12 protein-coding genes are annotated in these 13,143 nt (G+C 62.9%); 7 read left to right on the top strand and 5 right to left on the bottom strand.

The features are described 5' to 3' along the window. Window positions 1-323: 323 nt before the first annotated feature. Together BMX99_RS08935 and BMX99_RS08930 are read left to right on the top strand one after the other, a co-directional pair. Entirely contained in the window at window positions 324-1,922 is a 1,599-nt protein-coding gene (locus BMX99_RS08935; RefSeq protein ID WP_093450281.1) for a phosphoenolpyruvate carboxykinase, read from the top strand. Between the two features lie 89 nt (window positions 1,923-2,011). After that, on the top strand, window positions 2,012-2,482 hold the full coding sequence (locus BMX99_RS08930; protein ID WP_175480269.1) for a DUF3859 domain-containing protein: 471 nt from the start codon (window positions 2,012-2,014) through the stop codon (window positions 2,480-2,482). On the opposite strand, the gene BMX99_RS08925 is transcribed toward BMX99_RS08930, so the two are convergent. Continuing rightward, a complete protein-coding gene (locus BMX99_RS08925; protein ID WP_093450275.1) occupies window positions 2,479-3,249 on the bottom strand; it encodes a sulfite exporter TauE/SafE family protein in 771 nt (256 codons plus the stop codon). The two genes, BMX99_RS08930 and BMX99_RS08925, sit on opposite strands and share 4 nt — an antisense overlap. 147 nt (window positions 3,250-3,396) lie before the next feature. Between BMX99_RS08925 and BMX99_RS08920 the strand changes: the two genes are divergently transcribed. Further along, window positions 3,397-5,088 carry an acyl-CoA dehydrogenase family protein gene (locus BMX99_RS08920; RefSeq protein WP_093450272.1) on the top strand — a complete coding sequence of 564 codons (1,692 nt, stop codon included), beginning with the start codon at window positions 3,397-3,399 and terminating at the stop codon, window positions 5,086-5,088. Window positions 5,089-5,398: 310 nt separating this feature from the next. Here the strand turns inward: BMX99_RS08920 and BMX99_RS19645 are convergent, their stop codons facing one another. Then, complete coding sequence (locus tag BMX99_RS19645; RefSeq protein ID WP_170848690.1) at window positions 5,399-5,548, bottom strand: hypothetical protein; 150 nt, start codon at window positions 5,546-5,548, stop codon at window positions 5,399-5,401. 89 nt (window positions 5,549-5,637) lie between these two features. On the opposite strand from BMX99_RS19645, the gene BMX99_RS08915 reads away from it, so the two are divergent. From BMX99_RS08915 to ald, 4 genes are all read left to right on the top strand, one after another. After that, entirely contained in the window at window positions 5,638-6,642 is a 1,005-nt protein-coding gene (locus BMX99_RS08915) for a Hint domain-containing protein (RefSeq protein WP_093450270.1), read from the top strand. Window positions 6,643-6,788: 146 nt separating this feature from the next. Next, window positions 6,789-7,346: a fasciclin domain-containing protein gene (locus BMX99_RS08910; protein WP_093450267.1), complete on the top strand. Its 558-nt coding sequence runs from the start codon at window positions 6,789-6,791 to the stop codon at window positions 7,344-7,346. Window positions 7,347-7,549: 203 nt separating this feature from the next. Next, entirely contained in the window at window positions 7,550-8,386 is an 837-nt protein-coding gene (locus tag BMX99_RS08905) for a beta-keto acid cleavage family enzyme (RefSeq protein ID WP_093450265.1), read from the top strand. Window positions 8,387-8,578: 192 nt separating this feature from the next. Next, complete coding sequence (gene ald / locus BMX99_RS08900) at window positions 8,579-9,697, top strand: alanine dehydrogenase (RefSeq protein WP_093450262.1); 1,119 nt, start codon at window positions 8,579-8,581, stop codon at window positions 9,695-9,697. A gap of 120 nt (window positions 9,698-9,817) precedes the next feature. Here the strand turns inward: ald and BMX99_RS08895 are convergent, their stop codons facing one another. The 3 genes from BMX99_RS08895 to BMX99_RS08885 all read right to left on the bottom strand — a co-directional run bounded on the left by BMX99_RS08895 (window position 9,818) and on the right by BMX99_RS08885 (window position 12,854). Further along, entirely contained in the window at window positions 9,818-11,140 is a 1,323-nt protein-coding gene (locus BMX99_RS08895) for a TRAP transporter large permease (protein ID WP_093450259.1), read from the bottom strand. Then, window positions 11,140-11,721 (bottom strand): TRAP transporter small permease, encoded by a 582-nt coding sequence (locus BMX99_RS08890; protein WP_093450257.1) that lies wholly within the window; start codon window positions 11,719-11,721, stop codon window positions 11,140-11,142. The genes BMX99_RS08895 and BMX99_RS08890 overlap by 1 nt, the downstream gene beginning before the upstream one ends. Before the next feature lie 98 nt (window positions 11,722-11,819). Continuing rightward, a complete protein-coding gene (locus BMX99_RS08885) occupies window positions 11,820-12,854 on the bottom strand; it encodes a TRAP transporter substrate-binding protein (RefSeq protein ID WP_093450254.1) in 1,035 nt (344 codons plus the stop codon). Window positions 12,855-13,143: the final 289 nt, after the last annotated feature.

Here is a 13,143-nt window from a genome sequence, read left to right as displayed (position 1 = left end):
TCTTGCTTGTTTTTCCCTCTTTATCCGTCAGTTCGGCCTTTACAATCAATCCCCAAACGCGAATCGCTGTCGACGCTACCTGTGAATTGTGGCGAAAATGTCTTAGAATAGCCTGAATTGTTGTCCGATCGCGAACCTCTGCGGGACCCGATCGGGGGTGATTGCGCTAAAACCGACGTGATGGCGCTAACTGCGCCAAAGCGTCCTGTTCATCCCCGCAAACGACATGTTAAGAGCCCCGCTATCGGCGCGATGGCCGTTCCTTTGCCAGAAGTGAACGGCAGAGGAGGCGTCGCTTCAGCGCAGCTACAGGAGCTTGGCACATGACATTTGGACGGGTGAACCCGCAATTCCGGCTTGAAGATCAAGGGATCGAGGGTCTGGGCAATGTCTATTACAACCTTACGGAGCCCGCGCTGATCCAGACCGCGCTTCGCAACGGCGAAGGCCAGCTGGGCCAGGGTGGCGCATTCCTTGTCACCACGGGCAAATTCACCGGCCGGTCCCCCAAGGACAAGCACGTCGTGCGCACCGCCGATGTGGCCGACACCATCTGGTGGGAAAACAACAAGGAAATGTCGCCCGAAGGGTTCGACAACCTCTATGCCGACATGCTGGAGCACATGAAGGGCAAGGACTACTATGTCCAGGACCTCGTGGGTGGCGCTGATCCGGCCTATTCGATCAACGTGCGCATGGTCACCGAACTGGCCTGGCACAACCTGTTCATCCGCCACATGCTGCGTCGTCCCGACCGCAGCGCGCTGGACGGCTTCCTGGCGGAATTCACCGTCATCAACTGCCCCAGCTTCCAGGCGAACCCGGAGCGTCACAACTGCCGCACCGAAACCGTCATCGCGATGAACTTCGAAAAGAAGCTGATCCTGATCGGTGGCACCGAATACGCAGGCGAGAACAAGAAATCCGTCTTCACCCTGCTGAACTACCTGCTGCCCGACAAGGGCGTGATGCCGATGCACTGCTCGGCCAACCACGCCAAGGACAATCCCGTCGACACCGCGATCTTCTTCGGCCTCTCGGGCACCGGCAAGACGACCCTGTCGGCCGACCCGAACCGCACCCTGATCGGTGACGACGAACACGGCTGGTCCGACCGCGGCACCTTTAACTTCGAAGGCGGCTGCTATGCCAAGACCATCAACCTGAGCGCCGAGGCCGAGCCCGAGATCTACGCCACTTGCTCGATGTCGGGCACCGTGATCGAGAACATGGTCTACGACGAAGAGACCTTCGAGTTGGACTTCGAAGACAGTTCTCTGACCGAGAACATGCGCTGCGCCTACCCGCTCGAGTATATCTCGAACGCGTCGGAAACGGCCCTGGGCGGTCACCCCAAGAACATCATCCTGCTGACCTGCGACGCCTATGGCGTTCTGCCCCCGATCTCGCGTCTGACGCCCGCGCAGGCGATGTACCACTTCCTGTCCGGCTTCACCTCGAAGACCCCGGGCACCGAACGTGGCGTGGTTGAACCGGAACCCACCTTCTCGACCTGCTTCGGCGCGCCCTTCATGCCGCGTCGCCCGGAAGCCTACGGCAACCTGCTGCGCGAAAAGATCGCCAAGCATGGCGCAACCTGCTGGCTGGTGAACACCGGCTGGACCGGCGGTGCCTTCGGCCAGGGTTCGCGCATGCCGATCAAGGCAACCCGCGCCCTGCTGACCGCCGCGCTGGACGGATCTCTGAACGACGCGACCTTCCGCAAGGATCCGAACTTCGGCTTCGAGGTCCCCGTGACCGTGCCCGGCGTCGACGCGACCCTGCTGGACCCGCGCGCGACCTGGAACGACAAGGCGGCCTATGACGCCCAGGCGGCGAAACTGGTCAACATGTTCTCCGAGAACTTTGCCCAGTACCTGCCCTACATCGACGAAGACGTGAAAGCGGCCGCCATCGGCTGATGCGTCCCTTGATGCTCATAAATCTGAAACGCCTCGCATCTTGCGGGGCGTTTTGCCTTTGGGCTCTGCCCCTCTCGGCGGCCGAGACGATGTTCACCGATCCGATCCAGTCGCTGGAATACGGGGTGATCTGCGATTACCTGCCCCAGGGAACCGAGGTGCCCGCCCCCGAAACCAACGCCGGAAAGGTGCGGCGCGGCGGGGTGCCGATCCATTTCGACATGGAAAGCGACATCGTGCCCGCCCGCATCGGCACGGCCTTCGGCATCCGCATGGTCATGGATCCTGCGGCCGGCACCCGGACCGTCACCATGGTCACCAGTCATCCCAGCTTTGGCGAAGGCTATCTGAGCCAGGAAAGCTGGCCCTCGACCATCACCGGCGGACGGCCAAGCGCGCGCTACTTCGTCTTCGAATTCGATTATGAACTGGCCCCGGGGACCTGGACGCTGGATGTCTTTCTGGACGGCGCTCTGGTGGTCCGGAAGGCCTTTGACGTGGTGGACCCTTCGCGGATCGACGCGATCGACCCCTGCCCGGGGTCTGCGCAGATCTCTTAACCCATCAGCCCGCGCCGGACGAGGTTCCCGCCCGCCACCAGCAGCACCACCAGCGTCGCCTTGCGAAAGGCCGCCTGGTCGATGCGGTCCTGAACGGCAAAGCCCACGGCCATCCCCGCCAGCGCCGGCGGCAGCAGCGCGATGGCAAGGGGGATGGTTTCCGCCCGCACGACACCGCTGACCACATGCGCCCCCAGAAGCGCCACGGCCCCAAGGCCATAGATCACGCCCTGCACCCGGACATGTTCCTGCTTGGGTGTGCCAAGCGCGGTCAGATAGGCCACCGTCGGCGGCCCCCAGACGCCCGAGAACCCGCCGATGAACCCCGCGAAGGTGGCAATCGCCACCTCGATCCAGCGCGACGGGTTCGCCCCCAGCACCAGCTGGCGGCCCATCAGCTGGGTCACCGCGAAGATCACGATCGGCACCCCGATCATCAACAGCATCACGTCCGCCGGGATCACCCGCACCATCTGCGCCGAGACGATCAGCGCCACGAAGCCGACCAAAAGGAAGATCCGGAACTTCCGGGCCGAGGAGATCGCCGCCCGCGGCCCCTGCCGCAGCGCCTGCCAGCCGTTGGTCGCCAGCGTCGGCAGGATCAGCCCGGCCAGCGCCAGTTCCGGCGCGACAAAGCTGCCCATCCCCGAGATCATGATCATCGGCATGGCAAAACCGACCATGCCCTTGACCACCCCGGCCAGAAATCCGACCAGAAGGCAGGCGACCAAAGCGGGAAGTGGGATCAGGGTCAGAAGGCTTTCCATTGCCACGGCTTACGCCCCCCTGCGACGCCTTGCCACTGGAAAATCACCTGCGCAACATTAGGTCGCCACGATGAATGCAGGCGCAAAATTGTTGCGCTGCACCTGCAAAATCGGTAGGACCGGACGAAACGGAAAAGGGTATGATTCATGGCGCATGACGGACAGGACATCACCGCGGCAGGGCAGGTCATCCTGCCTGATCTTCTGAAACTGACCGGGGCAACGATTGCTCCGCTGAACGACCTTCTGGAAAAGGCGCAGGCCAGTGTCCGCGCCCTTGTCCTGAAGGGCGGCGACAAGATCACCACCCCCGCGGTCGAGGCCGAACAGACCGCAACCCATGGCCTGGCCTGGCTGGCCACCTATGTGGAATCCCTGCGCCAGATGCAGAAATGGGCCGAAAAGCTGGACGGCGAAGGCAAATTCGCCGAGATGGAGCAGCTGATCCACCAGATTGCCTTTGGCGAATACCTCTGGCAGATCATCGGCGGCATCCAGATGTCCCAGAATGAAATCGTGCGCCTGCAGGACCTTGGCCTGTCGCCCGCCGACCAGGCCACGCTGAACGCCGATGCGGTCAGCACCCTGTGCCAGTCCGGCAATACACAGGCCGCGCGGTCCCGCCTGGCCGAGCTGATGGTCGAACAGCAGGGCGCGACCATGTTCGGTGCCTCTGGCCTGGACGAAGAGCTAGAGATGATCCGCGACCAGTTCCGCCGCTACGCGGTCGAAAAGGTCGAACCCCATGCCCATGAATGGCACCTCAAGGACGAGCTGATCCCCATGTCGGTGATCGAAGAGCTGTCCGAGATGGGCGTCTTCGGCCTGACCATCCCGGAAAATCTGGGCGGCTTTGGCCTGCCCAAGGCGGCGATGGTTGTCGTGTCCGAAGAACTGTCGCGCGGCTATATCGGTGTCGGGTCGCTGGCCACCCGGTCGGAAATCGCGGCCGAACTGATCCTGGCCGGCGGCACGGACGAACAGCGCAGCTATTGGCTGCCCAAGATCTCCTCAGGGGAAATCCTGCCCACGGCGGTCTTTACCGAACCCAACACCGGGTCCGACCTGGCGTCGCTGCGCACCCGCGCGGTCAAGGACGACAACGGCGATTACAAGATCACCGGCAACAAGACCTGGATCACCCACGCCGCCCGGACCCACGTGATGACCGTGCTGGCCCGGACCGACCCGTCGTCGACCGACCATAACGGGCTGTCGATGTTCCTGGCCGAAAAGACCCCGGGCACCGACGAAACCCCCTTCCCGACCGAGGGCATGACCGGCGGCGAGATCGAGGTGCTGGGCTATCGCGGCATGAAGGAATACGAACTTGGCTTCGACAATTTCCACGTGAAGGGCGACAACCTTCTGGGTGGCGTCGAAGGCCAAGGCTTCCGCCAGCTGATGAAAACCTTCGAGGCCGCGCGCATCCAGACGGCCGCCCGCGCCATCGGCGTGGCCCAGGCCGCGCTGGACGTCGGTCTGCAATACGCCCTGGACCGCAAGGCCTTTGCCCAGCCGCTGGCCAATTTCCCCCGTGTGTCGGGCAAGCTGGCGATGATGGCGGTCGAGATCGTGATCGCGCGTCAGCTGACCTATTTCTCGGCCTACGAGAAGGACAACGACCGCCGCTGCGATCTTGAGGCCGGCATGGCCAAGCTTCTGGGGGCCCGCGTCGCCTGGGCCAGCGCCGACAACGCGCTGCAGATCCACGGCGGCAACGGCTTTGCGCTGGAATACACGATCAGCCGTATCCTGTGCGATGCGCGGATCCTGAATATCTTTGAAGGTGCCGCCGAGATCCAGGCACAGGTCATCGCCCGCCGCCTGCTGGCCTGACCTGCCCTTTTTCGGAACGCCAAACGCGCCGCAGGTCCCCCTGCGGCGCTTTGCTTTTGCCCCCATGGGGCGCCCGCGCAGCCGGGCTGAGATCATCAGCCAATACATTGCAAACGTGCAATTTTTTGCACCTGCGAAACATGGCGGGAAAGCGACGCACAGACAATCACCCTTGCGTGATTGCACAATGCAACCATTTATCAATCGGAAATTTCCATTCAGAAAAATGCCCAATTAGTTAATATTTATCCACGAAACAACTTTTAAAAGATATTTCTAACTTAAAGCATTTGCGGAGATGCATTTTTCATCATTCGCGCATTTCCGCATTAAAATCATCATCTTGCCGCGCTGCAGCGGAACACAACCCTAAGCTTAACCCGAAATTCACTTCTATCGCCATAATCCCGGCACCGGACGCGTTCAAAGTAAAGGATACAAGGCCGTTGCCTTGGTTCATGGGGTTGGGCCCGTTGGCCCTTATGCCTCCAACATAAAGACCCTGTGCGTAACGAGTGTTCAGGTCTGGTTAACGAGTGAGTGGTTACTATGGGAAGCGCGTCCATCGACGTCATCCCCTATAATGGGGCATTGCTGGCAGCCAATCTGCTGTCCTCGGTTCAGAACATCGTTCTGGCCGATTTCGGAACTCAGCTGAGCGGCACAATCACCGACACGGACGGAATCCTTGGTCCGGGCGATGATGGAATTGCGACTTTCCAGGGGAACCCGATTTCCTACGTGGGATCGGGAACTGCGACACCGGGGGTGTTCGTCCCCGGTGTCGGCACTGTCCCCCTTGGCACGACGGTCGACCTTGTGGTCTTCGAAGCCGGCGGCCAGATGTATTTTCACTATCCCGCCGGGGATCTCGACCTGACAGGGGCCATCGCCGTTGTCGTCGATATCGACCCGACGCCCTATCCGATCTTCTCTCCGGCCTGTTTCGTCGCTGACACCATGATCGCGACACCCGATGGCGAAAGGCGCGCCATCGACCTCAGGCCCGGGGACCGCGTCCGTGACATCCACGGCCGGGACCACGCCATTCTCTGGACGTCGCAGCGGCACGTCGCTCTCTCATCGTGCGGGTCCGAGACCCGTGCGACGCTGGCCCCCGTCACTCTACCGCCCGCCCTGACCGGCGGGGACGGGGGCCGCTCGCTCTCTGTGTCGCGCAACCACCTGATCCTGATGCAGCATGCGGCGCTTCAGCTGCATTTCGGGTTGGATCAGGCCCTTGTCCCCGCCGGAGCCTTCGCCGGCTTCGGCGGGACGACCGACCTTTCGGCGCGGGCGGTCACCTATGTGCATATCATGTGCGACAGCCACGTGATCCTGCGCGCCAATGGCACCGCGGCCGAAACCTTCTTTCCCGGACCGCAGGCCATGGCCGCCCTTGGCCCGCTGCAACGGCGCGACTTTCACGCCGATCCCCGGCGCACCGCCCTGGTCGCCAGGATGTGCCACGCGGCCGCCGTGCTGACCATGCAGGAAGCCCGTTTCCTTCTGGCCGAGATCAGCCAGGCCGAGATGGCGGATCTGGCGGCCTGAGCCGCCCGATCACGCCGACCCCACAAAACCGTGATGACAATCAGTTGCGCCGATTTGAAACCGATCGGCGCGACCGTCCGTAGCTAGGGCACGATGACAGGGAGAAGCCCTGTTGCACTACAACAATGCCCAACAAAGGACGTATGATGAAAACCAAGATTATTGCCGCCCTCGCCGCCACCGGTATCGCCACGATCGCCATGGCCAAGGAAAACCCGACCGTGGGCGGCGCGCCCATGATGGCTGACATGACCATCGCCGAGAACGCCTCGGCGGCGCCCAACCTGACGACGCTTGTTGCCGCCGTGAAAGCCGCCGGCCTTGCCGAAACCCTGATGAGCGACGGTCCCTTCACCGTCTTCGCCCCGACCAATGGTGCCTTCGGCAAGATCTCGGAAGCCTCGCTGAACGCGCTGCTGGAAGAAGGCAACAAGGCGCAGCTGCAGCAGATCCTGACCTGCCACGTCGTCGCGACCGAAGCCTTTTCGACCGACATCGCGGGCATGATCGCCGATGACGGCGGCATGCACGTTGTCCCGACCGTCGGCGGCTGCAACCTGCAGGCCTACATGGAAGGCGGCATGCTGAAGCTGAAGGATGAAAACGGCCGCGTCGCGACCGTGACCACCGCCGATGTGGACCAGTCGAACGGCGTCGTGCACGTCATCGACCGCGTGATCCTGCCTGCTGGTCAGGCTGGCTGATCCAACGGCTGATTACAGCTGAAAAGACCTATGCTTTGGGGGTGGTTCCAGTGAACCACCCCTTTTTCGTGGCGACAGGACGGGCGAAATCCTTTGCAAGACGCCGCGCCTTCCTGTCCAATCCCGGCACGTCCTGACCCTGCGGAAACTGACCCAAGGTAATTGACGTTGACAATTAAAGCCGCGATGGACTAGCTGTTCCCATGACCCAGAAACCCTGCATTATTTGTGTCGCCATCACCGGATCGCTTCCGACCAAGGCCGACAACCCCGCCGTTCCGGTCACCGTCTCGGAACAGATCGAGTCCACGCACGAGGCATTCGAGGCCGGGGCCACCATCTGCCACGCCCATGTGCGCAACGATGACGAAACACCCTCGTCCGATCCCGACAAGTTCGCCGCCCTCAAGGAAGGGCTGGAGAAACACTGCCCCGGCATGATCATCCAGTTCTCGACCGGCGGCCGGTCCGGCGCGGGCCAGGCGCGCGGCGGTCACCTGCCCTTGCGGCCCGACATGGCGTCGCTCTCCGTGGGGTCGAACAACTTCCCGACCCGCGTCTACGAGAACCCGCCGGATCTGGTGAACTGGCTGGCCGAAGAGATGCTGACCTATGATGTCATGCCGGAAATCGAAGCCTTCGATCTAAGCCACATTCATCAGGCCGCCGCCATGTTCCGCGCCGGCAAGATCGCGCGCAGCCCCTATGTCCAGTTCGTCATGGGCGTGAAGAACGCCATGCCCGTCGACCGTCCGACCTTTGATTTCTATATCGAGACGATGACCCGCCTGCTGCCCGACAGCCAATGGTGCGCCGCCGGTATCGGCCGCGATCAGCTGACGATCAACGAATGGGCCGTGACCTCGGGCGGTCATGCCCGCTGTGGGCTGGAAGACAACGTGCGGCTGGACAAGACCACGCTGGCCCCGTCCAACGCCGCACTGGTGCAGCGGGTTGTCGACATCTGCGACCAGAACGACCGCCCCGTCGCCACCTGGCAACAGGCGCGCGAGATCCTGGGCCTGCGGATGCCCGCCTGATCCGGCGCACAACTGCCCGAAAAGGACAGGATTGCACACCTAACCGAAAGGGCAGGAAATCCTCCTGCCCTTTCGCTTTTTGACGCAAGATCCTTCGAAGCGACGTTAGGGCAGACGCAACTTCACAAGGAAATTGCACGGATCCCGTGATCCCATGGGGGCAAGGAAACCTGCCAACCCAAGGAGAATACGGTGATCATCGGCAGCCCCAAGGAAATCAAGAACCACGAATATCGCGTCGGCCTGACCCCGGAAAGCGTGTCGGAACTGGTGGCCCATGGCCATGAAGTCCTGATCGAGACCGGAGCCGGCGAAGGCATCGGCGCCACGGACGAGGCCTATGCCGCCGCTGGGGCCAGCCTGACCGATGTCGAGACGCTGTTTTCCCGCGCCGACATCGTGGTGAAGGTCAAGGAACCCCAGGCCGTCGAACGCAAGCGCCTGCGCGCTGGTCAGACGCTCTATACCTATCTGCACTTGGCCCCCGATGCCGACCAGACCCGCGACCTGATCGACAGCGGCGCGACCTGCATCGCCTATGAAACCGTGACCGCCCCCGGCGGCGGGCTGCCCCTGCTGCGCCCGATGAGCCAGGTTGCCGGGCGGATGTCCGTGCAGGCCGGGGCCCATGCGCTGGAGAAGGCGCAGGGCGGACGCGGCATGCTGCTGGGCGGCGTGCCCGGCGTGGCCCCCGCCAAGGTCATCGTCATCGGCGGTGGCGTCGTGGGCCGTAACGCGGCGCAGATGGCCGTGGGCATGGGCGCGGATGTGACCGTTCTGGACCGCTCGAACGACGTGCTTGAGGACATCGACCGCCAGTTCGGCGGCCAGGTGCGCACCGTCTATTCCACCGCCACCGCGCTGGAACAGCTGGTGCAGACCGCCGACATGGTGATCGGCGCGGTGCTGATCCCCGGGGCCGCCGCACCCAAGCTGGTGACCCGCGCCATGCTGAAGACCATGATGCCCGGTGCCGTGGTCGTCGACGTGGCCATCGACCAGGGCGGCTGCTTCGAAACCTCGCGCGCAACCACCCATCAGGACCCGATCTATGTCGAGGAAGGCGTGGTCCACTACTGCGTGGCCAACATGCCCGGCGGCGTGGCGCGGACCTCAACCTATGCGCTGAACAACGCGACGCTGCCGCACCTGCTGCGTCTGGCTGATCTGGGCGTGAAGGCGGCGCTGGAACGCGACGTGCATCTGCGGGCCGGGCTGAACGTCTCGGCCGGGAAGCTGACCTATGAGGCGGTGGCCGAGGCCCAGGGCCTGGACTGGATCACCGCGGACGAGGCCGTCGCCGCCCTGTGATCCATCCTCCCGGATCAGAAGGGAAAAGCCTGCCGCACCCGATGGATGCGGCAGGCTTTCTTATCTCGGATCATCAGGCACCCGGGCCATGATCGTCCCATGATCGGCCCCTGCGGTGCCTCAGCTGAAGATCCGCAGCAGGAACAGGGTGATGCCGGGGAACAGCACCAGGATCGCCACGCGCATCAGGTCCGAGCCCACGAAATACATCACCGCGCCATAGGTCTTCACGATCGGGGTTTCCCGGTCCATCGAGTTGATGACGAACAGGTTCATCCCCACGGGCGGCGTGATCAGCCCGACCTCGACCACGATCAGCACGATGATCCCGAACCAGATCGCGAATTCCTCGGACGACAGGCCGAAATCCAGCGCCGAGACGATCGGGAAGAAGATCGGGATCGTCAGCAGGATCATCGACAGGCTGTCCATCAGGCAGCCAAAGACCAGGTACAACGCCAGGATCATCACCAGGACCAGCCAGGGGTTATAGCCCTGTTCGACCACCCAGGTGGCCAGTTCCTGCGGCACCTGGGTCAGCGCCAGGAAGCCGTTGTAGAAGGCCGCGCCCAACACGATGAAGAAGATCATCGCGGTGGATTTCGCCGTGGCAAAGAAGCTGTCCAGCCAGGCGCGTCCGCGCAGCCCGCCATTGACCCAGGCGATCAGCCCGGTGCCGGCCGCGCCTACGGCCGCACCTTCGGTCGGGGTGAAGAGACCGGCATAGATGCCGCCCACCACCACAAGGAAGACCACCAGCACGGGCAGCACGTCGATCATCGACCGGAAGCGTTCCGCCATGGGCACCGGCGGGCGCACACCCGCCGCATCCGGGTTCAGGCGCACGTAGATCGACACGGTGATCATGTATCCGATCGCCGCAAGGATGCCGGGGATGAAGGCCGCCAGGAACAGCTTGGCGATGTTCTGCTCGGCCAGGATCGCGTAGATCACCAGGATCACCGAAGGCGGGATCAGGATGCCAAGCGTGCCCCCCGCCGCCAGCGTCGCCGAGGAGAAGCCCCCGGAATAGCCATAGCGCTTCATCTCAGGCAGGGCGACCTGCCCCATGGTGGCCGCCGTCGCCAGCGACGATCCGCAGATCGCGCCGAACCCCGCGCAGGCCCCGATGGCCGCCATGGCCACGCCGCCGCGCAGATGACCCAGCCAGTTTTCCGCCGCCTTGAACAGCGCCTGGGACATGCCGCCCAGGGTCGCGAACTGCCCCATCAGGAGGAACATCGGCACGATCGACAGCGAATAGCTGGAGAAGGTCGAGAAGGTTTCGCTTTTCAACCGGGCCAGAGCCACCACGGTGCCGCCGGTCACATAGTACATGCCGCCGAAGCCCACGGTGAACATCGCCAGGCCGATCGGCATGCGCAGGAAGATCAGCAGCATCAGGATGGGGAAGGACAGCAACCCCAGGTCAAAGTTGCTCATCAGTGAGCCCCTCCTTCGATGGTCAGGATGACCCGACCGGATAGAATTTCGACGACGCGCGCGCCGGCCACGTAGACCGCGACAACAGCCGCGACACAGGCCATCGCGAAGGACGCCGCATAGGCCCACCACACGGGGAACTGCAGCAGCATGGTCGTTTCGTTGTAGCGCATCTTGCCCGCCATCCCGTCATACAGCTTCCAGGCGATGACGATCATGACCACGGCAAAGACGACCTCCCACAGGGTGGTCAGCGCGCGGATCCATTTCTGCGGGAACTGCGACACCAGGATGTCCACGGTGGCATGGGCCCCGGTGATCTGCGCCAGCGGCAGGAACGAGAAGATGCAGAAGGCGATGCCGGCCTCGACCAGCTCGAAGTCGCCCAGAACCGGACCGACGCCCGCATCCAGGATCGATTGCGCGAACCCGCCCAGGATGCCCGCGTCCACCAGACCGTGCATCAGCGTGTTCAGGCCCCGCCCGATCACCGAGACACAGGTCAGAAGAATGAGAAAGGTCAGGACGATTCCGCCCAGAATTGCAGCCAGCCGTGCCAGCGCAAGGAATAGTCGTGTCATGTCAGTCCCCCCTATCTGCCATAAACCCCGTTTCTACGGAAACGCCGGGCCCGAAGACCCGGCGCAAAAGCGGCCGCGACCCGCGCGGCCAGCCTGTCTTACTTGGTGTTTTCCTGGATCAGCGCCTTGGCTTCATCCAGCAGGGCCTGGCCGTCCAGACCGGCCTTGGTCACCTCTTCGACCCACCATGCCTCGATCGGGGCGGCGGCGGCTTTCCACTCGGCGATCTGGTCTTCATTCAGATCGATGATGTTGTTGCCACGCTCTTTCGCAAAGTCGAAACCCTGCTGGTCCGCGGCCTGCATCGTCTTGCCCGCGAAGGCCGAGAATTCCTCGCCCGAGTTGTCGTCGATGACCTTCTTCAGATCATCCGGCAGTGCTGCGTACTTGTCCTTGTTCATCGCCCAGATGAAGGTGGTCGTGTACAGCGCGTTGTTCGGCCAGGTGGTGTGGTTGCCGACCAGCTCCGACACTTTCAGCGCGGTGGTCACTTCCCACGGGATCACGGTGGCGTCGATCACGCCCTTGGACAGCGCCTCGGGCACGGCGGGAACCGGCATGCCGACGGTGGTTGCACCCATATCGGTGAACATCTTGTTGGTCACGCGGGTCGGGGCGCGCAGCTTGACGCCGTTCAGGTCAGCCACGCTGGTGATCGGATCCTTGGAATGGATCAGGCCGGGGCCGTGCACCCAGACGCCCAGCATCTTGAGGTCCGCGAACTCGGTATCCAGCATGTTCTTCTCGACATACTGCCAGTAGGCGCGGCTGGTGTCTTCGCCATTGGTCATGACAAACGGCATCTCGAAGGCTTCCGAGCTGGGGAAGCGGCCGGGGGTATAGCCGGTCACGGTCCAGATGATGTCGGCGACGCCGTCGATCACCTGGTCCACCAGTTCAGGCGGGCGACCGCCCAGCTGCATCGAGGGGTAGCGGTCGATCTTGATCCGACCATCGGAATCCGCCTCGACCTTGTCGGCCCAGACGTCCAGGATCTGCTTCGGCACGGATGCCTGCGCCGGCAGAAACTGGTGCAATTTCAGGGTAACTTCCTGCGCCATGGCGACCGTTCCGGTGCCGGCGATCAGGGCTGCGGCGGCGATCCCGCGAAGTGCCGTTTGCATGAATGACATTTGTTCCTCCCAGTCATTTCGAACGGATTTCCAGCGGGTGCAACTTGGGTGCTTTCAGTCCCGGCCCTCCGGGATCAGCCCATCGAAAAAAGCGTTCTGCCGACTGAAGATGCCCGTGCAAACGCGGCTTTGTCAAACGCTCATAAGGAGAATTGCCCCCCGATCCGGAAAATAAGTGTCACTGCAACATGTTTACAGGGAAACAAATTTTCACGAAGCGGTGGTTTTGCCCGGAATGAACCGTTTCATCGGCCCGAATCGCCCTCTTGCGCGGGAAGGGATCGGGGCC

Source organism: Pseudooceanicola nitratireducens, from assembly GCF_900109195.1.
Lineage (GTDB): Bacteria > Pseudomonadota > Alphaproteobacteria > Rhodobacterales > Rhodobacteraceae > Pseudooceanicola > Pseudooceanicola nitratireducens.
The sequence above is the reverse complement of the archived record's forward strand: the minus strand, read 5'-3'. Positions and strand labels throughout refer to the sequence as shown.

Coding starts and splice junctions, on each gene's coding strand:
- BMX99_RS08935 (WP_093450281.1), top strand. CDS start 324: ATGACATTTGGACGGGTGAACCCGCAATTCCGGCTTGAAGATCAAGGG.
- BMX99_RS08930 (WP_175480269.1), top strand. CDS start 2,012: ATGTTCACCGATCCGATCCAGTCGCTGGAATACGGGGTGATCTGCGAT.
- BMX99_RS08925 (WP_093450275.1), bottom strand. CDS start 3,249: ATGGAAAGCCTTCTGACCCTGATCCCACTTCCCGCTTTGGTCGCCTGC.
- BMX99_RS08920 (WP_093450272.1), top strand. CDS start 3,397: ATGGCGCATGACGGACAGGACATCACCGCGGCAGGGCAGGTCATCCTG.
- BMX99_RS19645 (WP_170848690.1), bottom strand. CDS start 5,548: ATGAACCAAGGCAACGGCCTTGTATCCTTTACTTTGAACGCGTCCGGT.
- BMX99_RS08915 (WP_093450270.1), top strand. CDS start 5,638: ATGGGAAGCGCGTCCATCGACGTCATCCCCTATAATGGGGCATTGCTG.
- BMX99_RS08910 (WP_093450267.1), top strand. CDS start 6,789: ATGAAAACCAAGATTATTGCCGCCCTCGCCGCCACCGGTATCGCCACG.
- BMX99_RS08905 (WP_093450265.1), top strand. CDS start 7,550: ATGACCCAGAAACCCTGCATTATTTGTGTCGCCATCACCGGATCGCTT.
- BMX99_RS08895 (WP_093450259.1), bottom strand. CDS start 11,140: ATGAGCAACTTTGACCTGGGGTTGCTGTCCTTCCCCATCCTGATGCTG.
- BMX99_RS08890 (WP_093450257.1), bottom strand. CDS start 11,721: ATGACACGACTATTCCTTGCGCTGGCACGGCTGGCTGCAATTCTGGGC.
- BMX99_RS08885 (WP_093450254.1), bottom strand. CDS start 12,854: ATGTCATTCATGCAAACGGCACTTCGCGGGATCGCCGCCGCAGCCCTG.